Raw genomic sequence first — 22,686 nt, forward strand, 5'->3', positions numbered from 1 at the left:
GGCGTCGGTCGCGAGATGCAGATCGCGCCACAAGGAGAGGCATAACGACTTCAGCGAATTTGGGAAGTCTTTGCAAGGACGTAGGCCTGATATTCGTCTGGCCTGTGACTGGTAGGCCAGCCGGGCGAATACGATTTCGACGCCAGTTAATTCGCACAACGCTTGCCCCGTGAGGGATTGAGCAATTCACGATAACCCTCAGCCGCCATGCGATGCGCTTCAGCGACGAGACGCTGTGTCTGCCGGCGATGCGATGATGTTTTCCAGTCGATCGCGCGGCCGACTTTAAGGCCGGGATAGATCAGTGCTTTGGCGACCTCTTGCAATGTCACCTGCTTGGGTGAAGCGTCTTCGAGCAGATCGAGAATGGCGAGCAGGATGCTCAGCCTGTAGCTTTTGTAAGCAGATGGCTTGAGGAGCCGATGGTGCGCCTTTGTCGCCGCGCCTTCTTTCGACCGGTCGAATTCACTGAGAGCTGCTACGCGGACACCAAGATCGGCATCGTCGGGGACGACATAGCCATCAATGCCGGGAGATGGCTCGCGCGCCAACAGGACGCGGTGACGATTTCGCGTATCGGAAACCACCATGTGCTGTCCGGCATCGTTCTCGTGCTGGGCAATCACCTTGCACTCAGCCAATGTGCCTCTGATTCCGGCAAGGTCCCGGGCGCCGCCAGCCACGATAACGACGCTTGCATTGGCATCGCTTCTCCAGATCGCCGGGCTGTCTGTGGCCGAAACACTCGGATCGAACGGGAAATTCTAGGCCCCATGACCGAGCCATTCGCCGCGCGGCGGATGGTTTCTTGTCGCCGGTATCGCGCAAATGAAGTCCGGCATATTGATCCTTGTACGCCGGATTGCGTCGCAGGAATTCCTGCGCGAAGTCCGAAAAATCGAAGTCGCCTGTACCAGTATCGTCGGCAGATGATCGAGCCATAGAGCACCTCCTTTCGGCTCGGATGGCTAGCGCCGCGGGATAACAGCGGACATTCCAAGCATGTGGAGGAGCCCTCCCCAGTACTAGGCATGTGAGTGCCTTATATCGGCGCGACCGCAACGCCGGGCGGGTATCATGCTGCCTCGAAAATGGAGGCACTTGCCCCTTGCAAGCTGCTTTTGTCTTGGGCACATTCGACCCGCGCGGTTTGAAACTCTGGCGCCGACCGCGTGGATATTTCCGCCAGCCATCATGCACGCCGGTCCGCTCAAGGCCCGGCGGCCCAACCGGTCAAGGGACGTCGATACGTCCTGAACGGCGGCACAGTTCTGGATCCCGCATTCGGCTTGCGATGAGGAGCCGCCGATTGCGGTTGCCTCCCAGTCCATTGCATGAACCAGCTTTCTGCCGACACCCTGCGAGACGATCATCGACTATCGAGCTCCGCGCTGCGAACCCCGGCACCGCAAGCTCGGGTAAGCTCGCCCTGCCCGCTCGACGCCCTGTACCGCCGAGAGAGCGCATGCCTGCTTGCCTATTTTTCGCGCTGCGTCGGTCGTGAGCGAGCCCGCGATCTGGTTCAGGACGTTTTCGTGCGCGCTGCGACCAGCCCGCAACTGACAGATCTCCGGAACCCGGCAGGATTTCTATTCCGGATCGCTCGCAATCTGCTGGTCGATGAAGCCCGCAGACAGAAATGCCGTATCAAGACGGTGCCACTGGTCGAAAACACCGATGCGCCGTGCTGCGCCAAGCAGGAAGACAGAATTGAGGTGGAAGAGACGACCGGGCGCTTCGAGGCCGCGTTGGCGCAGTTGCCCGACAAAACGGCGGGCATCTTCAGGATGAACCGCTTCGAGAAAAAATCCTACCGCCAGATCCACCAAGAGTTGGGCATCGCGCTGCCGACAGTCGATTATCACATGATGAAAGCGCTCGCGCATCTTCGCACGGTTTTCGCTGATCGGGTCTGAATGCGCGCGACAGATTTACCGCGCAAAGATCAGGCTCTGCAAATTTAATTTCATTTGAAACTAAGGTGCTCGTGAATGCCTGCGTCATTCCCTGTGGCGACATAATCGCAACAGATCAGGGAGATGACAATGCAATCGACAATCCGGACAATTACGGCGCTCTTGGCAGGAACCGCCCTGGCAGGCTTTTCTTCGCCGCTTCTCGCCCAATCCGCAGGGCCGCCCCAGAGTGAAGTCGATGAAGTGCAGGACGATCATTCGGATGTCGCCAGCGGGGACAACGCGATCGTCGTTACAGGAACGCGGATCCGGGGCGCGCGGATCATTGGCGATACAATTTCGCTCGACCGCGAGGCGATCGTCGAAGCGGGCCAGATCGATCTCGGCGAAGCGATCCGGACACTTCCGCAGAACTTTTCCGGCGGGCAAAATCCAGGTATTGGATCAGGCGCAGGGTTCGCCAACAGCAACGTAAACTCGGCCTCAAGCGCAAATCTGCGCGGTCTCGGACCAGATGCGACGCTGACACTCCTCAACGGCCACCGGCTACCCTATGATTCCGCTTTTGCAGGGGTCGACATTTCATCCATCCCGCTCGCGGCGGTCGACCGGATTGAAATCGTTCCGGACGGAGCCTCGGCCCTCTACGGTTCAGATGCGGTCGCGGGCGTGGTCAATGTAATCCTTCGCCGCGATTTTGAAGGCATCACGACATCCGCGCAGATCGGCGCAAGCACGGATGGCGGCAATTTCCGCCAGCAGGCCGATATAGTGGCGGGCACGCGCTGGAGCGGGGGCGGGTTCTTCGTCGCTTACGATTTTGCAAACAATTCGGCGATCGAGGCTGGCCAGCGCTCCTATGCCAGCTCGCTTGATCCGGAGACCACGCTCTTCCCCTCGCAGCAACGCCATGCCGTTACGCTTTCGGCACATCACGAACTCGCGCCCGGCCTCGAGGCCAGTATCGACGCGCTTTATTCAAGCCGAAGCTCAACGCTCGTGGCCGCATCATCGGCATTTCGATCGGAAGCCGATCCGGAGGTGGAATCCTATACGCTCGCCCCGTCACTGAAATTCGACGTCGCAGGAGACTGGCAGGCAACAGTGCTGGGAGTGTTCGGCCGCGACCGGACGCACTACCGAACCGCCTTCGCGCTGCAGGACGGGTCGTCGAGCGTGACCGAGGGATGTTTTTGCAATGAGGTTTTCTCACTCGAAGCGGGTCTGGAGGGTCCGCTGTTCACGCTTCCCGGAGGCGAGGCGCGTCTGGCTGTCGGCGGGGGTCTGCGAAACAACACGCTCGATTTCAGCCGCAGCGAAGCGGGAAATTTACTGATCGCTTTCGACAAGACGCAGCGCGCGCGTTTCGCCTATGGCGAACTCTTCCTGCCGGTCGTTTCGCCGCGTAATGCAATCGATGGAGTCGCCGAGCTGACCCTTTCGGCGGCGGCGCGTCACGAAGATTATCCAGGCCTCGATCAACAGACGACGCCGCGCTTTGGTTTGAGCTACACACCGGTCGAAGGGCTGACGTTGCGCGGCAGCTGGGCGCGCTCGTTCAAGGCTCCGACCCTCTTTCAGCGTTTCATACCCTACCAGACCATTCTGCTGCCAGCGGCCGTATTCGGCGCCGGAACGGGGTCCGACACGGTGTTTTTCACAAGCGGCGGTAATCCGGACGTGACATCGGAACGCGCGCGCAGCTGGACCGCGGGTGTGGAACTGCAGCCGGTCGCCATTCCCGAACTGACGTTTTCGGCCACCTGGTACGACATTCGCTATCAAGACCGGGTGGTGCGACCTATTGCGGGCTCGATTGCGGCTGCTTTCCGCGACCCGGGGTTTGCAAACCTGATCGATTTCTCTCCCGATCCGACAACTTTATCCGAGCTCATTGCTGGATCGCTATTCGGTCTCGAAAACTTCTCGGGCTCCCCCTACGATCCCGCCAATGTTGCCGCCTTTGTCGACAACCGGAACAGAAACGTTGCGGTTTGGGCCATCGAAGGCGTGGATGCGAGGATCGCCTGGAACCAGAACCTGGGCGACGAACAGTCACTTTCCTTCGATCTCTCGGGCAGTTTTCTCGATAGCCAGCAACAGGTCACGCCCGATCTGCCCGAGGTTCAGCTCGCCGGAACGGTTTTCAATCCACCACGCTACCGTGCGCGAGGTACGGCACGCTATCAGTCTGGCGGGTTCGCGGCCAATATCGCCGCCAACTATATCGGCGCGCTGCGCGACCGCCGCTTCGAGGAAGAGCGCCGCCTTTCGCCCAGCGCCACGGTCGATCTCGGCCTGAGCTATGAAATTGTTCGCGGTGAGGGCCGCGAACCAGGCCTCGAAATCTCGCTCACGATCCAGAACCTGTTCGACGACGAACCCGAAACGCTCGGCCAGACTGGGCCGACCGACACACCCTATGATTCAACCAATTATTCGCCGATCGGGCGGTTCGTCACCTTCGGCATCCGGAGGCACTGGTGACAATCATACTGCTTGCCGCCGCTCTTTCGCAGACTATCGTGCCGACGGCATATATCGATCCTGGCGACCAGGACCCGTGTGCTTTGTTCGATGAAACGCCGAGCAGCGCGCAAGCGCAAAGATCGGCATTCACGCTCGACGACCAGGTCCGGATTGCGGACATCGGCAGGACAGCTCCGACCGGCGCGCCTTCGGCGTTCGAAATCTCGCCCGATGGCGAACGGATCGCTTTTGTTGTGAAGCGCGCAAACCCGCAAGCCAATGCGTATTGCCTGAGGCTCATGGTGACCACGATGGATGGAAGCGAGACTGAAACCGAAATCGACAGGGGCGGTGAGTTTATCCGGGATGACTTTCCGCTCCGCGATTTTCCGACGATCATGGGTGGATGGGACAGGCCCAATGCGCCCCGCTGGTCTCCTGACGGCGCACGCATCGGCTATCTCAAGCGCATCGATGGTTCGACGCAGGTTTGGATTGCCGATCCAGCAGGCGGAAATCCAACGCATCGGGCAACGGCCATGCCCGACGATGTCGACCGCTTTGCCTGGACGGCTGACGGCAATGGCCTCATCGTGCAAACACGTCCGGGCATTCGCCAGCAGGCAGAAGCGATTGCGCAAGAGGCTGCGCGAGGCTTCCTGTTTGACGATCGCTTCTCCCCGCAATTTGCCGACCGCCCGATCCCGACTGGTGAGATTGCCCCGGAATATGTCTTCGTGGCCCTCGGCGATGGCAGCGTCCGTCCGGCGACAGCCAGCGAGGCCGAGCTTCTCGTTGCCCACCGGCCTGCCACTCTGCCTGCGCAAGCACGCGAATATGCCGCAGGGCCGGATGGATATGCGGCGTGGCTTGAACCCAAGCATCCCGACCGGCTGATAAGTCCATCGCGCATCGCAGTGATGCAGCCCGGCGGCAGCCGGATCTCCTGCGATGCGGAGGCGTGCGAAGGGATCCGCCAACTGTGGTGGACAACCGCAGGCCAGACATTGCTTGCCCTCCAGGGAACGGGCTGGGCGAACAGCCAGATGGCGATCCTGCGCTGGGATATGGAGGAGGGCCAGCCCCGTTCGCTGCTGACAACCGATGACGTTCTGATCGGGTGCAGCCCTTTTGCAAACGAACTGATCTGCGCGCGCGAAGGGGCTGCGAGGCCCCGGCGCATCGTTGCCATCGATATCCGAACGGGCGCCGAGCGGGTGGTCTACGATCCCAACCCAGACCTGGCGAACGCAGTTTTCGGAACCGTACAGCGGCTCCGGTTTCGCAATGCATATGGTTCGGAAAGCTTCGCCGATCTTGTTCTGCCGCCCGATCACAGACCGGGGCAGCAACACCCATTGGTGGTCGTGCAATACACCAGTGACGGCTTCCTGCGCGGCGGGACCGGCGACGAAGTGCCGATCCACCCGCTGGCAAACCGCGGCTTTGCTGTGCTCAGTTTTGATCGCCCGACCTTCTCGGCTGCAGCGCTCACCGCAACGAGTGAAGAGGAGCTTGTCCGCGCCAACCGCGCCGACTGGATCGACCGCCGCAGAGTGCAGTCGTCCCTGGAGATCGCGCTCGAGCTCGCCATCGAAACGGGTGCGGTCGATGCCGGGAGGATGGGCATCAGCGGATTCAGCGACGGCGGATCAACAGTGCAGTGGGCTCTTATCAACTCCGACCTGTTCCAAGTGGCCTCTATGGGCTCATGCTGCGAAGATATGTATTCCTATCCGACGGCAGCCGGGCCCCGGTTTACAGACTTCGTTCGCGCGATGGGCTACCGCCACTTCGAGGCCGGGACCGAAGAATTCTGGAGACCCATGTCGCTCATCCTCAATGTCGACACGGTAGATGTGCCGATCCTCATCCAGACTGGCGACAGCGAATATGAAGGCGGCCTCGATGTGATAGAAACCTATTCGCATCGCGGGCGGGCCATCGAACTCTACGTGCTGGAGAACGAAACGCATGTGAAATGGCAGCCCGCCCACCGGCAGGCGATCTACGAGCGATCGACCGAATGGTTCGAATTCTGGCTGATGGATCGTATCAACTGCGATCCGGCACGGGTGCAGCAATACCGGCGGTGGAGCGAGATGGAAGGCGCCCCCTCTTCCGAAGAGTTGAAATGTTTCGACGGGCAATCCTTATTGCCATGACCGGGTCCAGGTTTCGGCCTCGGCCAGATCCAGAAGCCGGTAGATGGTCGATCCATCGAGCGACGTATCGAGTTCAAATGCGGCTTCAACACTTGCGCGGTCGAGCAATCCATTCCGTGCAATCAGGCCATCGAGCAACAATTCGCGAAGGGCGCTTCGATGGTGGTGGAACGCGAGGCGGATGAAGCTGTCTGGTCCTGATTTGGAGGTGCGTGCCAACAGGCTCGGCGGAAGGTCAGCGGCAAAAGCGTCGCGCGCGAGCGCACGATTGCGACCGCCTTTGGCCCAAAGCCATGTGGGGATGTTCAGGCACAATTCGAGCAAAGGCTGGCTCATCAGTGGTGAGAAGCGTTCAGGCCCGATGCCAAGCCCGTGAACATGGTGCTGGGCGCGCATAATCAGGGCAAGATGATCGTGTTTCCCCCCATGGCGCCCCACATCGATATCGACCCAGGGTGTTACGGGGTCCAGCGGCTCATCCGATGCAAGATGATCGGCAAGCAAACGCCGGTCGCAAGGCCATTCGCCGCATGGGCGGCGCACCAAACGCTTTAGCGTCGCCTTGACCATGGCAGGCAAATCGCAGCCGGTAACCCGGCACATGTCCAGAATGGTTGCGACCGCACCGCGTCCGGGTCCCTCAACACGCAAGTGGTCGACGACCGGCGCCGCTGAATGAAGAAAGCAGAACAGATTGTCGCCGGCATTGCCATCGAAGACGATCTGCGCTCCGAGGTCACCTGCGGCATCGGCGAGCAGCGCATCGATGGTCGACAGAAACGATCTGCGGCTCGGACGCGGAAGACCGGCCGAGGCGCTGATTTGGGGATCGAAACGCGCAGGATCGTAAATCCGCTCGGCATATTCTGCACCCAGGTGCTCCGCCAGAAGGCGAGCATAGTCCCGCTCGTCGCCGCTTCTGTCCGCTGTCGCGAGCGTGACGCAGGAAAACGGTTTTTGCGCCCTCGCAAGCGCGGCGCAGACGAGGGAAGAGTCGACGCCGCCCGACACCGCCACTGCTACGGGCCCAAGCTCGTCGACCCATGCGCCCATGACACGGATCGCCATTTCACGAAGGTGTGATCTCGCTTCATCATAGGAGAGCGATAGTCTGCCCGGCAGGAACTGCTGCGCGCGCCAGATTGGGAATTCTTCGGAATCGCAAGCAGCCGGATAGGTCAAGGCACCGGGCCGAAGCTCGTCGACACCGACGAGGCAGGTTTGTCTCGCGCGCAATTCGGAACACATCGAAAAGCGAGCCAGAGAATCCCAAGATATACTCATCCTCTTGCCGCAGGCCTGCTCGAAAAGTTTCGGATCAGAGGTGAGCACCACATGGGTTGTTGTCACCAGGCGGTAGATCGGAACCAGTCCGGAAGGATCCGGCAGTACAGCCAAATCGCTACGGTCCTGATCGGGCAGAATTGCGATATAGGCACCCCAGAAGTTCGCGGCGAGTTTGGCGGCGAGGCATTTCGCAGAGCGAGCACCCACCTCTGGCAACTGAGAAACGCGATGCGCGGTGTCCCGGGAGAAGAGCGTGCCGATCACACATCCGGCAGAGCTAAGGTCCGCGACACGCGTGTCTCTCGCTGTCCAGAGCCGCGGGATATCGCCGCACAGATCCTTCAGGCTTGGCATCGTCTGCAGCCGAGCAGACGCCCCCGATCTGAGGCGCGGCAATGCGAGAGCAAAGCGCAGTGTGGTCATACAACCAGTATCGGCGTGTACCGCAGCACTTCCTCGGCAGTGTCGTTGAGCACGGCCTCGCCGTGCTGGACCCAGCAATGAGCGCCGAACGGATCGCTTCTGACGCCTATAACAATATGGGCGTGGATACCGCGCCGGGCCAGCCGCAGAGATAGCGCAATCGAGCGCGGCAAGCAGCGATCTGCTGCACTGCGCAGGAGCCGGGCGTGTTCAAAGGCGCGAAGCTCAATAGCCCGCTCGGTCTCACTTGTATCACTGGTCACCAGCGGACCTTTCAGGCGTTTCAGCTCCAGCAGGACTTCGCGGAAAGAACGCGCTTCAATTCGGCGCTCGACCCGGCGCTGGGTCCAGATTGCCGCAGAAACGCTGGCAAGCCGGAAGGGCCCCTCATGGATCTCGGGCGAAACAATACGCGGTCTGGTCCATTCAGGTGGGCGCGGGAAAGCGGTAGGTTGATACCAGTCTTGGCCCTCAACCTGGGCGCGAAAAGCCTCCTCGCGAGGCGCTGACAGCTGAAAGTAGCGATCTTGCGCAATGTCGAGAAAAACGAACCTGCCGCTGCATTCGGCCCAAGCGATATCGCTGTTGCTCAACTCGGTCACGGCGGTAGGATCGCGGCGAAGGGGCGCGCCCTGCAAGAACGCGCGCCCCCGCGAGGCTCAGCCTTCGGCGAGGCCAGTCGCGTAAGACAGCCGGCCGCTGCTCACATCGATATCGAACAGGGCGTTGCCCTTGGTCTCCACCGAGGCCTTTCCGAGGTCAATGACCTCATTCTCATTATGTTCGAAATCCTTCATCACTTACTCCTCTTTCTGGATTCACGACTCATTGTGTCGCAACCCCAAGACTGAAGCTGAGCAAAGAAAACGGCCAACTTATAATGCCATTATAAATCAGCCCGCAAATTGCGGATGTGACCGGGCGATGAAAACGCCCGTTGGCAGGCGCATCGATACCTTTAGCGTGCAGCCTGGACATACGCATCGACACCCGGTCGCGAATAACAATGGCTCGCGGGTCTTTGATAAATCGTCAAGGTTGGAAGAAAATAGTCAGCAATACCTACTTTTCGGGACTCAAAGCAGTCGGTCATCTTCGGCCCGATGCAGTACTTGTTGCCCGGCGCCGCGCTTTGGCGAATTCGCCAATGTAGGTGATGAAGGCGAGCGGGCATTCCGATCCACAATATGGCCAGCTAGTTGTCGGTAGTCTCGAAGAGATAACGAGCCGTGTCATGCTCCGCCTTTCGCACCGATGTCGCGAATCGCCAGTGCCCTCGCAGGATCGGCGGTGGGACGGGTTGGTACGCGTCTGGCGAATATCTAGCCGTCCGAGACGACCTGTTCTCCAGCGAAAAAGCGGTGGTCACCCGGTGGTCACCTGCCGTGAAAATCGCTAGTCAGCTTCAAGAACAGTTCTTTTAAACCGTTGAGTTGACTACGAAAGATGGAGCGGGCGAGGCGATTCGAACGCCCGACCCCAACCTTGGCAAGGTTGTGCTCTACCCCTGAGCTACGCCCGCTCACTGGCGCTACCGGAAGCCGTAGGCCCGGTGGGGAGGCGGCCAACTAGCAGCGGTCCCTGAGTCCCGCAAGCCGAAAAATGCAGAATTTTTGCGGCTCTTGCGGGTGGACCGGCGCTCCTTCACATTGGCGTGCGAATGCCCACATGGGGCAGACGCGATTTTCGAACGAAAGGTGGATTTACGTGGCGAGCATGGGTCTGAGCATCGATGAACAGAAAGCGGTCGAACGCTTCAAGACCGAGGTCGTCGAACCGTCGATGTCGCAGCTGGTCATTCTCGATTTCCATGCCGAATGGTGCGGCCCGTGCAAGGCGCTCGCGCCGATGCTCGAAAAGGTCGCGGCGGAATATGCCGACAAGGGCGTGATCCTCAGGAAGGTCGATGTCGACGAGGAAAAGTTCATCGCCGCGCAGTTCCAGGTCCAGTCGATCCCGACCGTCTATGCGCTGTTCCAGGGCCAGCCGGTCGCCGACCTGACCAATGCGCGCAGCGAATCGCAGATGAAGCAGACGCTCGACCAGATCCTTGCGCAGCTGCCGATCCAGGCGGGCGGGGAGCAGGGCGCCGCGGGTGGACAGCCGCAGCAGGATGTCTCGCAATTCGTGACCATGGCCGAAGACGTGCTGGCCGAAGGCGATGCCGAACGCGCCGCGGGCATTTTCGCGCAGGTCGTGCAGATGGCACCCGACAATGCCGCCGCGCATGCCGGACTGGTCCGCGCGCTGGTGCAGGCCGGGCATATCGAACAGGCACAGGCTGCGCTGGCGGCTGCCGAAGCCGATCCGGCGCTGGCCGCCGACCCGCAGGTAGAGCAGGCCAAGACCGCGCTCGAACTGGCCGGCAACCGCGTCGACGACAGCGAACTGGCAGCGCTCAAGGACAAGGCCGCCGGCGGCGACATGCAGGCGCGCTATGAATATGTCGAGGCGGCCTTCGCCGCGGGCGACCGCGATGCCGCAGCCGACGAGCTGCTGGGCATGTTCGAAGCCGATCGCGAGTGGAACGAGAGCGCGGCCAAGGCCAAGCTGCTGCAGATCTTCGAAGCCGTCGGGCTGGAAGATCCGTGGGTGGTGAGCACGCGCCGCCGCCTCTCCAGGCTCCTTTTCGGGTAAGCGGCAGCTTGAGCGTCCGTCTCTCCATATTCCCGCTTCCCGGTGCGATCCTGTTTCCCGGCCTGCAGCTGCCGCTGCATGTCTTCGAACCGCGCTATCGCGACCTGGTCGGGCATGCGCTGGCCAAGGACCGGTTGATCGGGATCATCCAGCCGCAGAAGTCGAAGGACGGTGCCCCGCTCTACGAGATCGGCTGCGTAGGACGGATCGCGGATGTCGAGGCGCTCGAAGACGGGCGCTACAACATCGTCCTCGACGGCGAATCGCGCTTCCGCGTGCTGCGCGAAATCGATGTCGCAACCGCCTTTCGCCAGGTCGAGGCCGAGCTGATCGAGGAGCCCGAGGACGAAGTGCTTTCCAGCGTCGAGCGGGCCGGCTTCGAATTCGAGGCGCGCCGTTTTGCCGACATGCAGGGCTATTCGGTCGATTGGGACTCGGTCGCACGGCTCGACGACGAGACGCTGATCAATGGCGTTGCGCAGATCGCCCCCTTCGACCCGGCCTCGAAACAGGCCCTGCTCGAAGTGCCCGACCTCAAGCAGCGCTGCGAATTGATGATCCAGCTGATGCAGTTCTTCGCGCTGCGCGACGACGGCGACGAAATCGTTACCTTGCAGTAGCCGCTTCGGGCGGCTCCAGGCTGGCGAGCAACGCTGCCAACGCGGTGAAGGCGTGCCGATCGGCATCCTCGCGATTGTAGTTTTCCGCCTGCACCACCAGCACCGCGTCGTAATCGCGCAGGATGGCGACCAAATTGCCGCCATTGCCCTTCATCATCCACGCCCCTTCATAGCCGCGCGGCGACCGGATCGGCGTGGACCACCACAGATGTCCGTAATAGACATGCTCGCCAAGCTGGTGACGCGGCGAGAGCATCGCGTCGATCCAGCTTTTGGGTAGCAGCTGCTCGCCCTTCCAGCGTCCGCCATCGAGGACCATGCGCCCGATCTTGAGCAGTGCATCCGAACCAATGGTCAATTGCCCACCCGACTGGATTTCCCCGCTGCGCGAGTGCCGCCAGGCCAAGCCGTCGATCTCGAGCGGATCGAACAAGCGGCGCTGGACATAGGCGTCGAAGCGCTCGCCCGTGGCGCGTTCGACCACCTGACCGAGCAGGAAGACCCCCGCGGTGCAGTAGGAGAATGTCCCTTCCCCTCGCTGGTCGCGCACATAGTCCCGCGCAGGCAAGGCGAGTGCGAAATCGCGCCATACGCGCGTGCGATACATGCGCTCTTCCTGCCCCGGCGACTTGCGATCCCAATCATTGCAATCGAGCGCGGACGACATGCCGAGCAAGTCCGCGACCGTAATCGAATTCCATGGTTCACCGCGGGGATGGCCGAGATAAGGCCAGACCGCGACATCCACCCCTGCCAGCGCGCCGTCGGCAATCGCTGCGCCCACCGCCAGCGCGGTGAGTGACTTACCCGCGGACCGGATATCGATCGGCGTTCCCGCAGCTTCACCATCGAAGCGCTTTTCATAGACCGTCTCGCCATGCTGTTCTGCGGCAAGCACGGCAATGCGATCGAGCTTGCCCGCAGCAATCGCCGCTTCGAGCTCGGCGATGGAATAGTCGGGCAGCGGCTGCGCCATCGCAGGAGACGCCGCCATGAACCAGACGAGCATCAGGAAGGAAGCGAAGCGGTGCATGGGGTCTATCTAAGGCGCCGGACTGAACCGGCACGGAACCGCGTCACCCGACGAAAGTGCCCTTCAGCCCGTCGAGCACATATTGCGTCGCGAGCGCGGCGAGCAGGACGCCCAGCAGCCGCGTGATCACCGCTTCGACCCGGTCGCCCAGCACGCGGATCAGCGGACCCGCGGCAATCAGCGCCGCGGCGGTCAGCGCGAGCACGGCCAGCATCGCGCCGAGCACGACCAGCGTTTCCTCGGTCCCGCGCGCTTCATTGGTCAGCAGCATGATCGCGGCGATCGCGCCGGGACCCGCCAGCATCGGCATCGCCATGGGGAACACCGAGACATCCTCGACCTCGGGCGTCGCAGCGACCTTCTCGGCCCGGTCTTCGCGCCGCTGGGTGCGCTTCTCGAACACCATTTCGAGCGCGATAAGGAACAGCATGATGCCGCCCGCAATGCGGAAGCTGTCGAGTTCGATATGCAGCGCGTCGAGCAGATCCTCGCCGAACAGCGCGAAGCCGATGAGGATGATGCCCGCGATGACCACCGCGCGGATCGCCATGCTGCGGCGCTCGGCAGGCGCCGCGCCCTTGGTCAGACCGGCATAGATCGGGGCGCAGCCGGGCGGATCGATAACGACGAACAGCGTAATGAAAGCCGAAAAGAACAGCGCGGTCATGCTAATCCTCCGAAGGTGCGATTACGCTGCCTGTCATGGCGTCGACCATCATGCCGTCGCGGTGCAGCATCAGTTTCCAGTTGCGCGACAGGTCGGGCGACACGACGAAGGTCAGGAACAGGCTGCTGTCCGCGCTGACCTGGTCGAAATAGGTACCGCCTGTCACCGGGCGCGATTGTTCGGCTTGTTCGCGCAGTTCGGCGGCGAGCCCGCGAGCGGGGCAGTCGGCGACATCGGTACGCACGAATTCGGGGGCTTCGAGCGGTGTCTCGAGGCTATCGCCCTGGTCGAGCGTCCAGCGATATTCGCCATCGCGGCGGCGTTGCCAGACGGTAGTGAAATAGCCGTTTGAGCCATCGGGCCGCTGCCAGGCACCGCGCGTCACCGCGAGCGAGCCGTCGCAGCTCGACCAGACGTGATGCGGCTGCCAGCGCACGGCCTGCGCGGGGTCCGCCCGGCCCTTCAGCCAGTCGCGCGCGATGACCGGTTCGGGGACGAACATCACGCCGTCATCGGCGGCATATTCGCGAAAGGCGGTCCACTGCCCCTCGTCCTGCGCCATGCGCGCGAAGCCGAGTTCGGCGGCGACCACCTTCGAAGGATTGGCGGTCGGCTTGAGCATCCGTGCATAGCGATCGCGCGGGTTCGGGCCCGTGGAGCAAGCGGTCAGCGCCAGCGCCAGCAGGGCGATCGCCAGTCTCACAGCGCGCCTTCGGGCAGGTCGAGACCGGCGTTGCGATAGGCCGCAACCAGCGTGTTGCGCAGCAGCACCGCGATCGTCATCGGTCCGACCCCGCCGGGGACCGGCGTGATCGCCGCAGCGACGCCTTGCGCCCCGGTATAGTCGACATCACCGACCAACCGGCCCTTGTCCGCGCCCGGTTCGGGCGGCAAGCGGTTGATACCGACATCGATCACCGTCGCTTGCGGCTTGAGCCATTCGGCCTTGACCATTTCGGCACGGCCCACCGCCGCAACCACGATATCCGCGCGCCGGACCACTGCGGGCAGATCCCTGGTGCGGCTATGCGCGATGGTGACGGTGGCATTGGCATCGAGCAGCAGCTGCGCCATCGGCTTGCCGACGATATTCGAGCGGCCGATCACCACCGCCTCGAGGCCCGACAGATCGCCTAGCCGGTCGGTGAGCAACATCATGCAGCCCAGCGGCGTGCAGGGCACGAAGCCGCTCTGCCCGACCGCGAGGCGCCCGGCATTGGTCACGTGGAAGCCGTCGACATCCTTGTCGGGGCTGATCGCGGCAATCACCGCCTGTTCGTCGAGATGGTCGGGCAGCGGCAGCTGCACGAGGATACCGTCGACCGCCGGATCGGCGTTCAATTGCGCGACCAGCGCGAGCAGGTCGGCCTCCGCCGTATCGGCGGGCAAGCGGTGCTCGAAGCTTTCCATGTGCGCGGCCACGGTCGCCTTGTGCTTGCTGCGCACATAGACCTGGCTCGCCGCATCCTCGCCCACCAGCACCACCGCGAGGCCCGCCTTGCGGCCCGCCGCCTCCGCGAATTTCGCCGCCTCCTGGCCAACGCGCTCGCGCAGCCTGGCGGCGAATGCCTTGCCGTCGATGACCTGCGCCGGCATCAGCCGTAGATCACATTGCCGAGAACGATGAGGACGATGTTGAGCAGGATGATCAGCACCAGGGGGGAGAAGTCGATCTGGCCCGTATTTGGCAGGAGGTTGCGGATCGGGCGCAGGACCGGCTCGAGGAAGCGGTTGATGGCCATGTAGAAGCCGGCGAGAAACTCGTTCGACCGGTTCACCACGTTGAAGGCGAACAGCAGCCCGATGATGAACTGGATGATGATCAGCATCACCAGTACGTTGGTGAGCATGGCGATGATCTGGTAGATAGTGCTGAGCGCCTGCATGTGATCGAGCGTTCCCTTGAAGCTGCCGTGTCGCGCGTCCTACAAGCGCGACACGCCCCGCGCTACCCCCATCCGACGGGTTAGGCCCCGCGGCTGACCAGCGTACCCGCGCCGCGGGCGGTGAAGAATTCGAGCAGCATCGCATGCGGCACGCGCCCGTCGAGCACCACCGCCGCCTCGCAGCCCGATTCCACCGCCTGGACGCAGGTTTCGAGCTTGGGGATCATCCCGCCCGAGATCGTCCCGTCATCGCGCAGCCGGTGGATGTCGGCGGGCGTCAGATCGGTGAGCAGCTCACCCTGCTTGTTCAGCACGCCCGGAACGTCGGTCAGCAGCAGCAGCCGCGCCGCGCCCAGCGCCGCCGCCAGCGCGCCCGCCATGGTGTCGGCATTGATATTGTAGGTATGGCCGTCCTCGCCCACGCCGATCGGCGCGACCACCGGGATCATCCCCGCGCCGGTCGCGGTTTCGAGGATCGCCGTGTCGACCCTGGCGGGTTCGCCGACGAAGCCGAGATCGAGCACTTTCTCGATATTGCTGTCGGGGTCCTTGCGCGTGCGCTGCAGCTTGGTCGCGGTGACCAGCCCGCCATCCTTGCCCGAGATGCCGATCGCCTTGCCCCCGGCGCGCGCGATCGAGCCGACGATCGCCTTGTTGATCGCGCCCGAAAGGACCATTTCGGCGATCTCGGCGGTCTGCTTGTCGGTGACCCGCAGCCCATCGACGAAGGTCGTCTCGACGCCGAGCTTTTCGAGCATCGCGCCGATCTGCGGACCGCCGCCGTGGACCACCACCGGATTGATACCGACCGCTTTCAGCAGCACCACATCCTCGGCAAACTCGCGCGCCGCGCGTTCGTCGCCCATGGCATTGCCGCCATATTTGACCACGAAGCTGCGCCCCGCATAGCGCTGGAAATAGGGCAGCGCCTCGATCAGCGTTTCGGCCTTGGCATGGATATCGCGTGTCTCGTTCATCGGCGGCGAAATAGCGGTGGCAGAGCCGCGAGGCAAAGAAATTGGAAGAGGGGCGGCAATGGCTGGGCTTCCTGAACCGCAGATAAACCCGCGATAAACGGGTGATGAACCGGCTCGCCCCGCCAATTCCCAGGCACATTTCGGCGCAATTGCGGGAGCCGGATTGCCGCCCCCGCCGTATCCCGGGTCCCAAGAACGAAAACGGGATACGCAGATATGACCAAGCTTACCGCACTAGCCGCCGCCCTGCTTGCCACCACCGGCGCCACCGCCGCAAGCGCGCAGCTTGCCGGACCGGTCACCGGCGCCGTCGATGCGACCGCCAATGCCCGCGTCGATGCACAGCCGACACTCGACCGCGCCCAGCGCACGACCGACAGCGTGACCGATCGGGCCGAGACCGCCGCAATGCGGGCCCGCACGCGGACCGAGGCAGCGACCGACGCCGCTCAGGACCGCCTCGAAGATACCGCCGAGCGCACGGAGCAGGCTGCCGATCTCGAAACGCAGGTCGATGGCAGCGCCAATGCCGATGCGTCGGCACCCGGCGTCGACGCCGCGGTCGATGCCGAGGCGGAGACCACAGTGGATACCCAGCCCGAGCGCTGAGGATAAACCAGACGATCGGCCGCGGCGGGCGATCCCTCCTCTTCCCGCACAGCGGCCGCATCGGGGGCGGCGGGTCAATCCCGTCGCCCCTTTTTGCGTGGGCATGCGGCGCGAGCGCGAAATTCATCGGGCTTTGCGTTGGCTGGCCAAGCCCCTAGGCTGGCGCGATGCATATCGCCCGATTTCTCCTGCCGCTCGCGGCTCTCGCCCTCGCCGCCTGCGCGCCCGCGCCCGGCCCCGCCGCTGGCACCCTTGCCCACCCGCAGGAGGCATTCTGGCAGGCGTTGTCGAGCCATTGCGGCAAGGCCTATGCGGGCGGGCTCGCCAGCACGGATGCGCGCGATACCGATTGGGCGGGCAAGCGCATGGTCGCGCATTGGGCCGAGTGCGACAAAACCCGCGTGGCGATCGCCTTTCATGTCGAGGAAGCGCCACCGTCCTCAGGCAGCGAAGCGGTAGGACAAGAACAACCCTGGAACCGCAGTCGCACGTGGATCGTGACCCGCGAGGGCACCGGCGCAGACACGCGTTTCACGCTCAAGCACGACCACCGTCATGCCGATGGCGAGGCCGATGCAGTGACCTTTTATGGCGGGACGACTGCCGACGCGGGCAGCGCGGGCGCGCAGGACTTCCCCGTGGACGCCGAAAGCGTGGCATTGTTCACCCGTGAAGGGCTGGCCGCCTCGCTGACCAATGTCTGGCGGATCGAAGTCACCCGGCGCGGCAGCGCCGACGCGCGCTTCGCCTACCAGCTCACGCGCCGCAACGACCCGACCCGGCTGTTCCGCGTCGAAATCGATGCCAGCGCGCCGGTGGAAACGCCGCCGGCCGCGTGGGGCTGGTAAGGGCTAGGTAGCCGCCCCTCCCGCGTGCGAGAGGGGTTCTGAGTGCTATTCGGCGGTTTCTTCCGCACCCTCTTCGGGCACATTGGTCATCGGCGTGTCGGGCGTGTCGACCTCGACCGCGCCGGGCACTTCCTCGGTCACGATCAGTTCGCCGCCGCCCTCATCGGTCGCGTCGACTTCATAGGTGGTGTCCTCGGCTTCGCCGCAAGCGGCGAGAGCGAATGCGGCGGCCAAGGGCAGCGCAGCGGCGGTGAAACGGGTGGTCATGGCAATACTCCTGTCACGGGATGGTGCCCGTGCAGCTTCGCACCGTGGCCGATACGACGCAAGCCGTTCGCGCGAGCGCTCAGTAATGCGGTTCGCAGGCCACCCCGTCGCCGTCGCCGTCCATGTCCGTCCGGTAGCCCGGCTCGCCATAGCGCAGCGGCGCCTTGCCCGCCGCGCGCACTTCGTTGCAGCCGGGGTAATGGACGCTCGCCATGACCGCATCGAGCTTCGCCTGCTCTTCGGGCGATGTCCGGTTCTCCAACGCAACAAGCCCGCCGACGATGCCCAGATTGAGCAGTGCCCCGCCCCCCAGCTTGGCGGTGAAGGAGGATTTGCGGATCTTGTGCCGGAACAGCGCCCGGCCGGCGAGCGCGCCGACGATACCGCCTATGACGACGAAGAACACCAGCGTCGCCTCGGCCACACGCCAGCCGCCTCTCTCGGCCTGCATCTTATCGTAGCCGAAGGCGAGGAAGGTAAGGAAATTGACCGCGATCAGATAATAGGTCGCGAGTTCGAGCACCTGCAATTTCGACACCGCTGTATCTCCCCTCGATAGGCGGTCAGCGAGACGCCGCTAGCGCGTTGACGCAATAGGTCTTTCTGCCATCGCGGTACGGTTGGCAACCCGGTGGCATGTGGCCGGTGGTAATCCCGTTACACAGCCCTGCGCCTTTCCCGTGCCCGGGCTTCCTGCCGAGCGAACCGCAGGTAATCGAAGGGCCCTGCACCCGCCGCGGGCAGGGCCGCGGCTATTACTCCGTGGTCGATGGCGACACGCACAAGCTGGGCGACAGCAGCGTGGTCGGGATCGACACGGCGGAGAAGGATGCCGATTGCCCGGCAGAGGCGGTGCAGGCCGAGGCCTCGACCCGCGCGCTGCAAGGCTGGCTCAACCGCGAAACCGAGAATCGGGCTTTGTTCGACGAATTAGGCGGGCTCTATCCCTTTACTCGCGTTAGACTAGCGACCAATCGGGATACTTCTTTTGTAGGTTCTCTACTCTCTGAAAAAGTTCACTGATAAAGCCGAGAGTTTGATTTAGATCAGGAAAGTAGCCAGTCGGATGTGCGCACTCGTTGCGACGAGACAACAAACCAATCAGCGCCTTCTGATCCGCTTTACTAGTGATTGAAAGGAGTCGAAGTGATTCGACGATTTGATGTTCGGAAACGGATTCTCCCAATTCCTCCTTGTTCGTAAACGTCCAATTCGGTCGGGCAGCCTTCAACGCTGCAAAGTTATCGGTCTCTAAAAGGCGAAGAACCATATCGAAGAAGCCACACCACGCTAAAATGTGAGCTCCACGGTAGACCTCAAGTTCGACGCAACGAAGCGACTGACGGAAAAGCTCGTCTTCTTTAAGGCTAAGACCCTTCAAATTCTCATAGCTTCGGTCGAGGGAAAACTTCCGAGCTTTCGAGGTTTCGATCTGGGAGAATGCTGCGTTAGCCTCAGCATGAAATCTACCCAAACGATCTGCCCATTCGCCAATGGGATCAACTTCCATCTAACAGGTGCTTTTTCATAGCTTTAAAAAAGGCATCATAGACTTTGCCAGTTTCATCAGCGGGCAGAGCGAGTTCAATGTTGAGATTTACTGAAACTCCCGCATTGGATGTGGGCAAGGCGGTTGCAATCAAGGGGCTTTGCACTGGCATATCTGTATCTGAATTTGCAGAAGGCGCGGGTGCAGCAGCAACGCTCGGTTTTGACGAATAATCCCCGTACTGAGCAAGGGCCTTAAACGTCCCAACCATCATTCTTATGGCGGCATCGCCGACATCGGTCTTCGCTTTGAAGAAATTCGTAAGCGCTTCGCTATCTTTACGTTCAGCATCTGGGAACGTTTGAAAGAGCGACTTGTAGCCCTCCCTCACACCCTTCCCGACAGCCACGTCGGGCTTCGTTCGGGCTTCTCGCCAAAGATCTGTAGGAGCACCGGATGAGTCCAGAAATCCAATAAATCTCAAAACTGATAAAATTGATCGATCGTTGGAGCTTTTGAACCCCCAGACGGGTAAGTCCTTGGTGGTAAGCTTATCCGGAACGCCGTTCTTTCCTATCTGCGAGATTAGACTCGTAAGATTTCCAGTATTTTGGGTGTACGGAAACGTCATTTCGAATCGCCTTTCGTAAGCCATTCCAAATGCTGACTTTATTACTTCAATTGTCAATCAGACCAGAGCTGTATTCCCCGAGCAAGAGCTTGCCCCTTACTCCGCCGCCTGCGCTCCAGCCTCATCGCCGAACAGACCCGGGCCGTCGTCCTGCGCGGCGCCCTCCTCGTTCGCGGCCTTGGCCTTGGTGCGTTTGTCGAAGCTCGACCAGACCGAGTTCCAGTCGCCGGTGGTCGCGCCCTTGGAATATTCGGTGGCGCGCTGTTCGAAGAAATTGGCGTGCTCCACACCGTTGAGGAGCGGGGCGAGCCAGGGCAGCGGGTGATCGTCGATCATGTAGATCGGCTGGAGGCCGAGCTGGCCCAGCCGCCAGTCGGCGATGTAGCGGATGTACTTCTTGATTTCCTTGGGCGTCATGCCGCTGACCGGGCCCATTTCGAAGGCGAGGTCGATGAAATTGTCTTCCAGCCGCACCGACTTCTGGCAGATGTCGATGATGTCTTCCTTGACCGCCTTGGTCAGGCAGTCGCGCTCGCGCACGAATTCGTGGAACATGCGGATGATGCCTTCGCAGTGCAGCGATTCGTCGCGCACCGACCAGCTGACGATCTGGCCCATGCCCTTCATCTTGTTGAAGCGCGGGAAGTTCATCAGCATGGCGAAGCTGGCGAACAGCTGCATGCCTTCGGTAAAGCCGCCGAACATCGCCAGCGTGCGCGCGATATCCTCGTCATTGTCGACGCCGAACTGCTGCATGTAGCTGTGCTTGTCGGCCATTTCCTCATATTCGAGGAAGGCGGAATATTCGCTTTCGGGCATGCCGATCGTGTCGAGCAGGTGCGAATAGGCGGCGATGTGCACCGTCTCCATATTGGAGAAGGCGGTCAGCATCATCTTGATCTCGGTCGGCTTGAACACGCGCGCATATTTGTCGTGGTAGCAATCCTGCACCTCGACATCGGCCTGCGTGAAGAAACGGAAGATCTGCGTGAGCAGGTTGCGCTCGTGCTCGGTGAGCTTCTGCGCCCAGTCGCGGCAGTCCTCGCCGAGCGGCACTTCCTCGGGCATCCAGTGTATCTGCTGCTGGCGTTTCCAGAAGTCGTAGGCCCAGGGGTACTCGAAGGGCTTGTAGGTCTTACGGGCTTCGAGCAACGACATCTGGTAGTTCTCCGATTCAGCGTGAACGACTCATATAGGGAATCAGAACCCGGATTCGAAGGCAAGCGGGAATGATTCGGCGGGGATAAGATGTGGTCAACCGCAGATGCGCCCGGTGGCGCGGGGGCGGTATGCGACGAACCGCGCCATTCTTCAAAGCAGCAGCCGTTCGCCGTACCCCCGGTGGTCGCATGCCAAGCGACCGGAGCGCCCCATTGTGCGCTGGATAGCCCGCCGCGCTTTGCGTCAACCCCAAGGTTCCTCGGTATTGTCGCTGCACGGCCCGCTGGGCATTATCATTAACGGCAGGGGGGTGATTCACCAGAACACCCAGGAAGCGAATCCGTCCATTTCCCCGGGCCGGGCACCGGTCGAGCGGCTCCCGCCTTTCGGCAGATGTGCAATTGTGCGCCGTGCAGGCGAGAATTGGAGATCGACATGTCCATCGGGCTCGATGACGTTGCGACCGGGGTCGGTACCTACCTTGTGGCAAGCCTCGTGTTCGCCTCATTGCTGGTTCGTATCGCCACCTCTGCCTGGCCCAGCAAATTGCTGCGGCGTCATGTATGGACCTTTCCGCTGTCCCCGATCTTCGGATCCATGGCGCTGCTGGGGGTAGTCCTGCTGGTTGTCGGCCAGATCGTCGACGTCATGATCCGCGGCAGTTTCAGGGCGCTATCGGGGAAGCGCGCCTACCGGCGCGTCCAGATCGATTCCTATTACCATATTCGTGGTCGCTAGCTGCGGCGCGGATCGGGAGACCGCAGCAAACCGCTGAGATAGGCCGCCGCGACGATCTCGTTCGAATGGCTGCAGCCGAGCCGCTGGCGCAGCCGCGCAGCATGATAGGCCACCGTGTTTTCGCTGATGCCGAGGTCGTAGGCGATTTCCTTTTGCCGCTTGCCCGCCGCAAGACCCGCAAGGACATCGGCCTGGCGGCCGCTCAGCGCGGGCCGCAGGCGCTTTGGCGCCGGTCCGGCGATTTTCTCGAGATAGGCATAGGTGAAATGCATCACCGCCGAGAGGTAGATCCAGTAGCTGTCATCGAGCGCTGCGGTCACGTCCTCGGCAAAATCGCCCGGCAGGACGCCGCTGTCGGGGACGCTGCCATCGCGCACCACCGGGAGGCCGGCCATGTCCTCGCAGGGCGTGTCATCGACGGTGATGGCGATGGCCTGCATGGTCGACCTGTCGCCCTTGCCCGGTCGCTCGACAAACTGCCCGATGTCGCCCGCGTTCGCAGCGGCCCCATCGCGGGCGACCTGGCCGAAGGGGAATGCGGAGATCGCGACGCTGCTGGCATCAGCCGGCTGAGGCGTACCGGGCGTTAGCGTGGAAGGCGCGGTCGCCGCCTCCTGTTCGTCCTCCGTATCGCGGTAGAAGACATGGACCTCGCCGGACACGGGCACCCGGCCGATCGCATCGAGCGCGGCGGTCCAGATCGCATCCGCGCTTTCGGCATGGTCAAGCGACGCCAGGAAATCCTCGAAGAAGTTCCTCAGCCCGCCCATGGCCGTGCCCCGGACATACGTATAGAGAGTGCACTACCGAATTCCCCCTCCTTCCAAAGACAATGCAGAATGCCATTCGAAGATATTATGGGA

At 62.2% G+C, this 22,686-nt stretch carries 25 protein-coding genes, 1 tRNA gene and 1 pseudogene; 9 read left to right on the plus strand and 18 right to left on the minus strand.

Translation table 11 applies throughout. The features are described from left to right. Positions 1–146: 146 nt before the first annotated feature. Positions 147–626, minus strand: coding sequence for a DNA -binding domain-containing protein (locus VWN43_RS13010; RefSeq protein ID WP_320181472.1), 480 nt, complete (start codon positions 624–626; stop codon positions 147–149). Between the two features lie 7 nt (positions 627–633). Further along, the gene (locus VWN43_RS13015; RefSeq protein WP_233996616.1) at positions 634–942 is read right to left on the minus strand and encodes a transcriptional regulator domain-containing protein; all 309 of its coding nucleotides are present in this window, start codon (positions 940–942) and stop codon (positions 634–636) included. A 392-nt stretch (positions 943–1,334) separates the two neighbouring features. Here VWN43_RS13015 and VWN43_RS13020 point away from each other — a divergent pair, with 392 nt between their 5' ends. The 4 genes and pseudogenes from VWN43_RS13020 to VWN43_RS13035 all read left to right on the plus strand — a co-directional run bounded on the left by VWN43_RS13020 (position 1,335) and on the right by VWN43_RS13035 (position 6,550). After that, the gene (locus tag VWN43_RS13020) at positions 1,335–1,916 is read left to right on the plus strand and encodes an RNA polymerase sigma factor (protein ID WP_082847605.1); all 582 of its coding nucleotides are present in this window, start codon (positions 1,335–1,337) and stop codon (positions 1,914–1,916) included. A 129-nt stretch (positions 1,917–2,045) separates the two neighbouring features. Beyond that, positions 2,046–2,576: pseudogene (locus tag VWN43_RS13025) on the plus strand (TonB-dependent receptor plug domain-containing protein); the annotation flags it as partial. A 111-nt stretch (positions 2,577–2,687) separates the two neighbouring features. Beyond that, on the plus strand, positions 2,688–4,403 hold the full coding sequence (locus VWN43_RS13030) for a TonB-dependent receptor plug domain-containing protein (protein ID WP_330768587.1): 1,716 nt from the start codon (positions 2,688–2,690) through the stop codon (positions 4,401–4,403). Positions 4,404–4,486: 83 nt separating this feature from the next. Beyond that, positions 4,487–6,550: an Atxe2 family lasso peptide isopeptidase gene (locus tag VWN43_RS13035; protein WP_253521664.1), complete on the plus strand. Its 2,064-nt coding sequence runs from the start codon at positions 4,487–4,489 to the stop codon at positions 6,548–6,550. Here VWN43_RS13035 and VWN43_RS13040 read toward each other — a convergent pair. The 4 genes from VWN43_RS13040 to VWN43_RS13055 form a co-directional block, all read right to left on the minus strand. Next, positions 6,539–8,260, minus strand: a complete 1,722-nt coding sequence (locus VWN43_RS13040) for an asparagine synthase-related protein (RefSeq protein WP_320181470.1) — start codon at positions 8,258–8,260, stop codon at positions 6,539–6,541. The genes VWN43_RS13035 and VWN43_RS13040 overlap by 12 nt on opposite strands. Continuing rightward, the gene (locus VWN43_RS13045) at positions 8,257–8,862 is read right to left on the minus strand and encodes a lasso peptide biosynthesis B2 protein (RefSeq protein WP_050601701.1); all 606 of its coding nucleotides are present in this window, start codon (positions 8,860–8,862) and stop codon (positions 8,257–8,259) included. Before VWN43_RS13045 ends, VWN43_RS13040 begins: the two co-directional genes overlap by 4 nt. A 57-nt stretch (positions 8,863–8,919) precedes the next feature. Then, positions 8,920–9,057 (minus strand): benenodin family lasso peptide, encoded by a 138-nt coding sequence (locus tag VWN43_RS13050; RefSeq protein ID WP_157052181.1) that lies wholly within the window; start codon positions 9,055–9,057, stop codon positions 8,920–8,922. 650 nt (positions 9,058–9,707) lie between these two features. Next, a tRNA-Gly gene (locus VWN43_RS13055) sits at positions 9,708–9,782 on the minus strand. Positions 9,783–9,976: 194 nt separating this feature from the next. Between VWN43_RS13055 and VWN43_RS13060 the strand changes: the two genes are divergently transcribed. Together VWN43_RS13060 and VWN43_RS13065 are read left to right on the plus strand one after the other, a co-directional pair. Continuing rightward, entirely contained in the window at positions 9,977–10,897 is a 921-nt protein-coding gene (locus VWN43_RS13060; RefSeq protein WP_320182168.1) for a tetratricopeptide repeat protein, read from the plus strand. Positions 10,898–10,905: 8 nt separating this feature from the next. Next, positions 10,906–11,517: an LON peptidase substrate-binding domain-containing protein gene (locus VWN43_RS13065; RefSeq protein ID WP_320181469.1), complete on the plus strand. Its 612-nt coding sequence runs from the start codon at positions 10,906–10,908 to the stop codon at positions 11,515–11,517. Here the strand turns inward: VWN43_RS13065 and VWN43_RS13070 are convergent. From VWN43_RS13070 to argB, 6 genes are all read right to left on the minus strand, one after another. Continuing rightward, entirely contained in the window at positions 11,504–12,550 is a 1,047-nt protein-coding gene (locus VWN43_RS13070) for a serine hydrolase domain-containing protein (protein ID WP_320181468.1), read from the minus strand. The genes VWN43_RS13065 and VWN43_RS13070 overlap by 14 nt on opposite strands. A gap of 43 nt (positions 12,551–12,593) precedes the next feature. Next, positions 12,594–13,217: a MarC family protein gene (locus tag VWN43_RS13075; RefSeq protein ID WP_253521656.1), complete on the minus strand. Its 624-nt coding sequence runs from the start codon at positions 13,215–13,217 to the stop codon at positions 12,594–12,596. Between the two features lies 1 nt (position 13,218). Next, complete coding sequence (locus VWN43_RS13080) at positions 13,219–13,920, minus strand: YybH family protein (RefSeq protein ID WP_320181467.1); 702 nt, start codon at positions 13,918–13,920, stop codon at positions 13,219–13,221. Then, a complete protein-coding gene (gene folD / locus VWN43_RS13085; RefSeq protein WP_320181466.1) occupies positions 13,917–14,813 on the minus strand; it encodes a bifunctional methylenetetrahydrofolate dehydrogenase/methenyltetrahydrofolate cyclohydrolase FolD in 897 nt (298 codons plus the stop codon). The genes VWN43_RS13080 and folD overlap by 4 nt, the downstream gene beginning before the upstream one ends. Beyond that, entirely contained in the window at positions 14,813–15,103 is a 291-nt protein-coding gene (locus VWN43_RS13090) for a YggT family protein (protein ID WP_253521646.1), read from the minus strand. Before VWN43_RS13090 ends, folD begins: the two co-directional genes overlap by 1 nt. 80 nt (positions 15,104–15,183) lie before the next feature. Next, the gene (argB, locus tag VWN43_RS13095; protein WP_320181465.1) at positions 15,184–16,080 is read right to left on the minus strand and encodes an acetylglutamate kinase; all 897 of its coding nucleotides are present in this window, start codon (positions 16,078–16,080) and stop codon (positions 15,184–15,186) included. A gap of 216 nt (positions 16,081–16,296) precedes the next feature. Here argB and VWN43_RS13100 point away from each other — a divergent pair, with 216 nt between their 5' ends. Together VWN43_RS13100 and VWN43_RS13105 are read left to right on the plus strand one after the other, a co-directional pair. Beyond that, on the plus strand, positions 16,297–16,689 hold the full coding sequence (locus VWN43_RS13100) for a hypothetical protein (RefSeq protein WP_320181464.1): 393 nt from the start codon (positions 16,297–16,299) through the stop codon (positions 16,687–16,689). A 167-nt stretch (positions 16,690–16,856) separates the two neighbouring features. After that, positions 16,857–17,537, plus strand: coding sequence for a hypothetical protein (locus tag VWN43_RS13105; protein ID WP_320181463.1), 681 nt, complete (start codon positions 16,857–16,859; stop codon positions 17,535–17,537). Between the two features lie 45 nt (positions 17,538–17,582). Here VWN43_RS13105 and VWN43_RS13110 read toward each other — a convergent pair whose 3' ends face one another. The 5 genes from VWN43_RS13110 to VWN43_RS13130 form a co-directional block, all read right to left on the minus strand. Continuing rightward, the gene (locus VWN43_RS13110) at positions 17,583–17,804 is read right to left on the minus strand and encodes a hypothetical protein (RefSeq protein WP_320181462.1); all 222 of its coding nucleotides are present in this window, start codon (positions 17,802–17,804) and stop codon (positions 17,583–17,585) included. Between the two features lie 79 nt (positions 17,805–17,883). Further along, entirely contained in the window at positions 17,884–18,342 is a 459-nt protein-coding gene (locus VWN43_RS13115; protein ID WP_320181461.1) for a DUF1294 domain-containing protein, read from the minus strand. Between the two features lie 420 nt (positions 18,343–18,762). After that, positions 18,763–19,314, minus strand: coding sequence for a hypothetical protein (locus VWN43_RS13120; protein WP_320181460.1), 552 nt, complete (start codon positions 19,312–19,314; stop codon positions 18,763–18,765). Next, positions 19,304–19,924, minus strand: coding sequence for a DUF5343 domain-containing protein (locus tag VWN43_RS13125; RefSeq protein WP_320181459.1), 621 nt, complete (start codon positions 19,922–19,924; stop codon positions 19,304–19,306). Before VWN43_RS13125 ends, VWN43_RS13120 begins: the two co-directional genes overlap by 11 nt. A 96-nt stretch (positions 19,925–20,020) precedes the next feature. Continuing rightward, complete coding sequence (locus VWN43_RS13130; RefSeq protein ID WP_320181458.1) at positions 20,021–21,082, minus strand: ribonucleotide-diphosphate reductase subunit beta; 1,062 nt, start codon at positions 21,080–21,082, stop codon at positions 20,021–20,023. Between the two features lie 438 nt (positions 21,083–21,520). Here VWN43_RS13130 and VWN43_RS13135 point away from each other — a divergent pair, with 438 nt between their 5' ends. Continuing rightward, positions 21,521–21,823 (plus strand): hypothetical protein, encoded by a 303-nt coding sequence (locus tag VWN43_RS13135; RefSeq protein ID WP_253521619.1) that lies wholly within the window; start codon positions 21,521–21,523, stop codon positions 21,821–21,823. Here VWN43_RS13135 and VWN43_RS13140 read toward each other — a convergent pair. Next, complete coding sequence (locus tag VWN43_RS13140) at positions 21,820–22,593, minus strand: response regulator transcription factor (protein WP_320181457.1); 774 nt, start codon at positions 22,591–22,593, stop codon at positions 21,820–21,822. The two genes, VWN43_RS13135 and VWN43_RS13140, sit on opposite strands and share 4 nt — an antisense overlap. Positions 22,594–22,686 lie beyond the last annotated feature (93 nt).

It is taken from the genome of Qipengyuania sp. HL-TH1 (assembly GCF_036365825.1).
Classification (GTDB): domain Bacteria; phylum Pseudomonadota; class Alphaproteobacteria; order Sphingomonadales; family Sphingomonadaceae; genus Qipengyuania; species Qipengyuania profunda.

What these genes read in the sequence shown, in the direction of transcription:
- VWN43_RS13015 (WP_233996616.1), bottom strand. Translation starts at nt 942, where the DNA reads ATGGCTCGATCATCTGCCGACGATACTGGTACAGGCGACTTCGATTTT.
- VWN43_RS13100 (WP_320181464.1), top strand. Translation starts at nt 16,297, where the DNA reads ATGACCAAGCTTACCGCACTAGCCGCCGCCCTGCTTGCCACCACCGGC.
- VWN43_RS13040 (WP_320181470.1), bottom strand. Translation starts at nt 8,260, where the DNA reads ATGACCACACTGCGCTTTGCTCTCGCATTGCCGCGCCTCAGATCGGGG.
- VWN43_RS13070 (WP_320181468.1), bottom strand. Translation starts at nt 12,550, where the DNA reads ATGCACCGCTTCGCTTCCTTCCTGATGCTCGTCTGGTTCATGGCGGCG.
- VWN43_RS13110 (WP_320181462.1), bottom strand. Translation starts at nt 17,804, where the DNA reads ATGACCACCCGTTTCACCGCCGCTGCGCTGCCCTTGGCCGCCGCATTC.
- VWN43_RS13090 (WP_253521646.1), bottom strand. Translation starts at nt 15,103, where the DNA reads ATGCAGGCGCTCAGCACTATCTACCAGATCATCGCCATGCTCACCAAC.
- VWN43_RS13120 (WP_320181460.1), bottom strand. Translation starts at nt 19,314, where the DNA reads ATGGAAGTTGATCCCATTGGCGAATGGGCAGATCGTTTGGGTAGATTT.
- VWN43_RS13125 (WP_320181459.1), bottom strand. Translation starts at nt 19,924, where the DNA reads ATGACGTTTCCGTACACCCAAAATACTGGAAATCTTACGAGTCTAATC.
- argB (WP_320181465.1), bottom strand. Translation starts at nt 16,080, where the DNA reads ATGAACGAGACACGCGATATCCATGCCAAGGCCGAAACGCTGATCGAG.
- folD (WP_320181466.1), bottom strand. Translation starts at nt 14,813, where the DNA reads ATGCCGGCGCAGGTCATCGACGGCAAGGCATTCGCCGCCAGGCTGCGC.
- VWN43_RS13020 (WP_082847605.1), top strand. Translation starts at nt 1,335, where the DNA reads ATGAACCAGCTTTCTGCCGACACCCTGCGAGACGATCATCGACTATCG.
- VWN43_RS13060 (WP_320182168.1), top strand. Translation starts at nt 9,977, where the DNA reads ATGGGTCTGAGCATCGATGAACAGAAAGCGGTCGAACGCTTCAAGACC.
- VWN43_RS13075 (WP_253521656.1), bottom strand. Translation starts at nt 13,217, where the DNA reads ATGACCGCGCTGTTCTTTTCGGCTTTCATTACGCTGTTCGTCGTTATC.
- VWN43_RS13130 (WP_320181458.1), bottom strand. Translation starts at nt 21,082, where the DNA reads ATGTCGTTGCTCGAAGCCCGTAAGACCTACAAGCCCTTCGAGTACCCC.
- VWN43_RS13105 (WP_320181463.1), top strand. Translation starts at nt 16,857, where the DNA reads ATGCATATCGCCCGATTTCTCCTGCCGCTCGCGGCTCTCGCCCTCGCC.
- VWN43_RS13140 (WP_320181457.1), bottom strand. Translation starts at nt 22,593, where the DNA reads ATGGGCGGGCTGAGGAACTTCTTCGAGGATTTCCTGGCGTCGCTTGAC.
- VWN43_RS13135 (WP_253521619.1), top strand. Translation starts at nt 21,521, where the DNA reads ATGTCCATCGGGCTCGATGACGTTGCGACCGGGGTCGGTACCTACCTT.
- VWN43_RS13050 (WP_157052181.1), bottom strand. Translation starts at nt 9,057, where the DNA reads ATGAAGGATTTCGAACATAATGAGAATGAGGTCATTGACCTCGGAAAG.